We start from the raw sequence: 4531 nt of genomic DNA, 5'->3' as shown, positions 1-4531 counted from the left end.
ACAGCTGCCCATCATCGATAGATCACGCGGCATGGGTCCCGGCCTTCGCCGGGACGACATGGTGAGAGCAACAACCTTACGCCTTCTCCACTCCGCACCATTCCGCGATGAACAGCGCCATCGCCTTGGTCGCCTTCTTCAGCGACTCCAGGTCGACATATTCGTTGAAGCCGTGCATCTCCGCCCCGCCCGCGCCGAAGCAGAGACTCGGAATGCCGTGGTTCAGCCCGTAGAAGCGGGTGTCGGTGAGCGCGGTGAAGACGAGGTCTTCGACCGCGCCGCCGTAGACGGCGTTGAAGGCCTTGCCGAAGGCGGCTTCCGGCACCGCCGAGTCCGTCAACTCATAGCCCTCCGACAGGAAGCCGGACCACTCGACCTCGGGCGGGTTGTTGGCGAGGAAGCGGTGGTCGCGCGCCGCCGCTGACACACAGGCCAAAATCTCCTTCTGGTGATCGGCAACCGACCAGCCCGGCAGGACCGCGATGCGGCAATCGACCTCGCACCAGGCCGGCACGCTGGAGGCCCAGTCGCCGCCTTTGATGATGCCGGGGTTGAAGTTGATGGGATGGGTGAGCGTCTTGAAGTGGCGATCCGCCTTGGCGCGCTCGTTCCACTCGAACTCGAGCTTCTGCAAGGCCTGGATCAGATGATAGGCCGCCATGATCGCATTCGAGCCGGAGCCGGCATGCGCGACGTGGACGGGATAGCCGCGCACTTTCAGGCGGAACCAGATCACGCCGACCTGCGAGCGCACCATCTTGCCGCCGGTCGGCTCGGGAATGAAGCAGGCATCGGCGCGATAGCCGCGCTGCAGGGTCGAGAGCGCGCCGACGCCGGTGCTCTCCTCCTCGATCACCGACTGGAAATGGATTCGTCCGGTCGGCCTCAGACCCGCCGCCTTGATGGCGTCGAGTGCGTAGAGCGCGCCGATGGTGCCGGACTTCATGTCGCAGGCGCCGCGGCCGTACAGCCTGCCGTCCTTGACGACCGGCGAGAACGGCGGGGTGTCCCAGAGATCGAGCGGCCCCGCCGGCACCACGTCGCAGTGGCCCTGCAGGATCAGCGACTTGCCGCGCTCGTTCCGCGGCCGGTAGGTGCCGACCACCGTTCGCGCGCGGGAGAAGTCGTGCAGGATCGGTCCGAAGCCGCGCAAATTCCTGAGATCGTCGACGTCGATGTGCCAGTCGTCGACCTCGTAGCCGCGCTGGCGCAGGAGGTCGCCGATCATGTCCTGGCACGGGCCTTCCGCGCCGCGAGTCGAAGGGATCGCGACGAAGTCGCGCGTGGTCGCGAGCTGGGCCTCGAAGCCGGCATCGACGGCGTCAAGAATCCTCTGCTGCGTCTCGGTGGTCATGCGGCTGCTCCAATCGGACATTTCAAACGGAGCGCAAGCTAGCCGATTTCAGCCGTTGGGGAACTGCGGAAAATGGGCGCCCTGCAATGCAATCACCCGCGGCCGGCCCGCGGGGGTGACGAAGGTTCACTATCGGAATCACGGAGCGCTCCCTAACATCGCGGCATCGTTCCCGGGATGTCCCACCATGATCGCCGTTCGCGCGCTGTGCCTGTCGGGCCTGATGTCAATTGCACTCGCCGCCTCCGCGCGTGCGGAAACGGTGCCGCGCGAGCAGGACATCGTGGGCTTGCGGCTCGGTCAGCGCGTGCTGGTCGACGACGGCAGCTGTCCCGCCGGGCAGATCAAGGAAGTGCGCGGCGCCAGGATGACGGCGAGCGGCGTGGCGGCGACGCGGAGTTGCGTGCCGCGGTTCGGTCCCAAGACGAAATAGCGGCGCGCTATTTCGCCGGGTCGAACATGCATTGCAGCGTCGGCTTGGCGATCTTGGTGAAGGTCGGACCGATCTCCGACTGTTTTGCCGGCGGCACCCAGTCGGTCTCGATGGTCGGCACGCCGGTCTCGCTGATGCCGCGGAGCAGCGCCTCGCGCAGATCGCGATCCTCGACCACGGCCGCGGCGTGATCGTGCAGGCAGGTGCAGACTTCCTCCGGATGCGCCCAGCGCCCGAGCATGTGGGGCGCGCATTGGCGCACGAACTCGCCGCGCGGATCGGGCAATCTGTTGGGAGAGCGCACCTGCGCCTGGGCCGAGGTGATCGCGATCAGAAGGGCAAACGCTGTGGCGCAGAGACGGACAAGCATGCTGATTGTTCTTGTATCTCTCGATCGGATGCGGGACGAGGGCCCCGGCGGTCGGCGGCGGCGCGGTGGTAGGCCAGCATTTGATAGCTGCCGGTCGTTTCCTCCGTGATGCACCCCAAGCAAAAAATGGTTTCATCGCCACGAGAATTGTTTCGTCGCGGCGCACGCGACGAAACATTGCGCGGAAAAGACCAATGAATTCAGCGCACCATCGGCGCGCCCCTATTGCGTGAAGAAATCGCCGCATTTCTGCACGTTGAGATCGGCCGTGCCCCACGGCATGATCGGCACGGTCGAGGTCGAATTCTTCGGCGAGCCTTCGATTAGCCTGTCGGAATAGACCATATAGACCAGCACGTTGCGCTTAGCGTCGCAGCCCCGCACGATCTGCATCTTCTTGAAGAACAGCGAGCGGCGCTTGCGGAACATGTCGTCGCCCTGCTCGAGCTTGTCCTTGAAGTGGATCGGGCCGGTCTGCCGGCAGGCGAGCGAGATGTCGGAGACCTCCTCGGCAACCCCGATCCAGCCTTTGAAGCCGCCCCGCTCCGGCACCGTGAAATGGCAGGCCACCCCTTCCACCTCGGGGTCGTCAAGACCATAGGTCGCGAGCTTGTCGTTCGGGCTCAGCCACTTGAATACCGTCGAGCGGCGGAAGATCAGGTCGGGCTCGTCGGCGGCAGAGGCAGCACTCCCCGGCGCGATCAGCAGCAGCAGGAATAAAGCGAGGCCTTTCAAGCGCATGTCATGAAGGCCGAGGGAACGGGATGGCATGAATTTCTCCGGGTCACAGGTCCTGCGCATGTAGGTGCGCTGGCGCCGGACAGGAAGACGGCGGGCACGCCGATTGGCGGCCGCCGTTTACCGCAGCGTGAGGCTTTTCTGTTACGGCTTGGACAAAAAGTGGCGGGCCCGCGAACCGCTACGCTGGTGAACGCGTAACCCCTCTGCAACACTAAACACTGATTGACGTGACGGATTCGAGGATGATTGGCGTGAACGGGCCTGGTTCTTTGGCCGCAACCGTGCGGCGCTGGCGGCTGGCCGTTCTGACGGCGGGCATGATCGGCACCACGACGAATGCGGACGCCGCCCTGTATTACTGGCCGGACTATTCCGACGGCTCCTATTACTACCGGCAGCAGCAGCAGCAGCAACCGCACGTGCAGCGGCCGGTGCCGCGCAAGCGTGCCCCCACGGCCAGGAAGAACGAGGTCCTGGAGAAGCAGGCCGGCGCCAAGCCGCAGGGGCCGCTCGTGATCTCGATCTCGATCGACCGGCAGAAAGTCACGGTCTACGATTCCAACGGCGTGTTCGCTGAGGCCCCGATTTCCACGGGGATGAAGGGCCATCCCACGCCGATGGGCGTGTTCAGCATCATCCAGAAGCACAAATACCACCACTCCAACATCTACAGCGGCGCGCCGATGCCGTACATGCAGCGCATCACCTGGTCCGGCGTTGCCATGCATGCCGGCGTGCTGCCCGGCTATCCGGCCTCGCACGGCTGCATCCGCATGCCGATGTCGTTCGCGGTGAAGCTGTGGAACTGGACCAAGATCGGCGCGCGCGTGATCGTCGCGCCCGGCGACATGGCGCCGGCGAGCTTTTCTCATCCGATGCTCGCCGCCCTCAAGGTGCCGCCGCAGCCGGCTGCGAGCCTCGAGCCCGAGGCCGACGCACCGATCGGGATCAAGGCCGACAGGGGTGCCCCCGAGACCAGGAGCGCGAGCACGGAGCCCCTCGCCGAATTGCGCTCGACGGTCGGGCACGCCGTGATGTCGGACGCCGACGCCGACAACGCGCTACCGCGCGCGGCCGCGGATGAATCCGCCAAGACTCCGGAGGCCAAGACCGAAGAGGCCAAGACCGAAGACATCAAGGCCGAGGAGACGAAGACCGCGGACGCGACAGCCGCAAGCGGTGAGGTCAAGGCCGACGTCAAGTCGAACGAAGCGGCCAAGTCGGCCGAGACGGCGAACGCCGAAGCAAGCCCCTCCGAAACCGCGGACACCGCCAAGGCGGCGGCCGCCGTGGAGAAGCCCGCCGAGAAGGTCGAGGCGGCGAAGGCCGAGCAGGCCGAAGCTGAGAAGTTGGAGCCTGCCAAGACCGAGACGGTCAACGCCGAGACGTCCAAGCCGGAGTCCGTGAAGGCCGAATCTGCGAAGGTCGAGGCAACGGAGGTTGCGAAGAAGCCGGACGTGGCCGCGACCGCAACGACCTCGGCGCAGCCCGCGGCAGCGGACGCGAAGAAGGACCAGACCCGCCTCGCCGAGCCGACGCCTGCCGCCAGGCCGGAGCCGCCGAAACGCGCCGGCCAGATCGCGGTGTTCATCAGCCGCAAGGATTCCAAGATCTATGTGCGGCAGAATTTTGC

General features: G+C 65.7%; 5 protein-coding genes. 2 read left to right on the top strand and 3 right to left on the bottom strand.

Features of this window, described 5'->3' with window-relative positions; translation table 11 throughout:
- Positions 1 to 76 precede the first annotated feature (76 nt).
- Positions 77 to 1354, bottom strand: a complete 1278-nt coding sequence (locus tag KGM94_RS23770; RefSeq protein ID WP_300264703.1) for an ArgE/DapE family deacylase — start codon at positions 1352 to 1354, stop codon at positions 77 to 79.
- A 187-nt stretch (positions 1355 to 1541) separates the two neighbouring features.
- Here KGM94_RS23770 and KGM94_RS23765 point away from each other — a divergent pair, with 187 nt between their 5' ends.
- Positions 1542 to 1787, top strand: a complete 246-nt coding sequence (locus KGM94_RS23765) for a DUF6719 family protein (RefSeq protein WP_300264700.1) — start codon at positions 1542 to 1544, stop codon at positions 1785 to 1787.
- A gap of 7 nt (positions 1788 to 1794) precedes the next feature.
- On the opposite strand, the gene KGM94_RS23760 is transcribed toward KGM94_RS23765, so the two are convergent.
- Positions 1795 to 2157 carry a hypothetical protein gene (locus tag KGM94_RS23760; protein ID WP_300264697.1) on the bottom strand — a complete coding sequence of 121 codons (363 nt, stop codon included), beginning with the start codon at positions 2155 to 2157 and terminating at the stop codon, positions 1795 to 1797.
- Between the two features lie 222 nt (positions 2158 to 2379).
- Entirely contained in the window at positions 2380 to 2928 is a 549-nt protein-coding gene (locus tag KGM94_RS23755) for a CreA family protein (protein WP_300264694.1), read from the bottom strand.
- A 212-nt stretch (positions 2929 to 3140) separates the two neighbouring features.
- On the opposite strand from KGM94_RS23755, the gene KGM94_RS23750 reads away from it, so the two are divergent.
- On the top strand, positions 3141 to 4531 hold a 1391-nt coding region (locus KGM94_RS23750), incomplete at its 3' end, for a L,D-transpeptidase family protein (protein ID WP_300264692.1).

Origin of the sequence: Bradyrhizobium sp., from assembly GCF_028868675.1 — a bacterium.
Taxonomy (GTDB): domain Bacteria; phylum Pseudomonadota; class Alphaproteobacteria; order Rhizobiales; family Xanthobacteraceae; genus Bradyrhizobium.
This window is presented reverse-complemented; position numbering and strand designations above follow the sequence as displayed.

Excerpts from the sequence above, each read along its gene's own strand:
- KGM94_RS23755 (WP_300264694.1), bottom strand. The coding sequence starts at position 2,928 with ATGCCATCCCGTTCCCTCGGCCTTCATGACATGCGCTTGAAAGGCCTC.
- KGM94_RS23765 (WP_300264700.1), top strand. The coding sequence starts at position 1,542 with ATGATCGCCGTTCGCGCGCTGTGCCTGTCGGGCCTGATGTCAATTGCA.
- KGM94_RS23770 (WP_300264703.1), bottom strand. The coding sequence starts at position 1,354 with ATGACCACCGAGACGCAGCAGAGGATTCTTGACGCCGTCGATGCCGGC.
- KGM94_RS23760 (WP_300264697.1), bottom strand. The coding sequence starts at position 2,157 with ATGCTTGTCCGTCTCTGCGCCACAGCGTTTGCCCTTCTGATCGCGATC.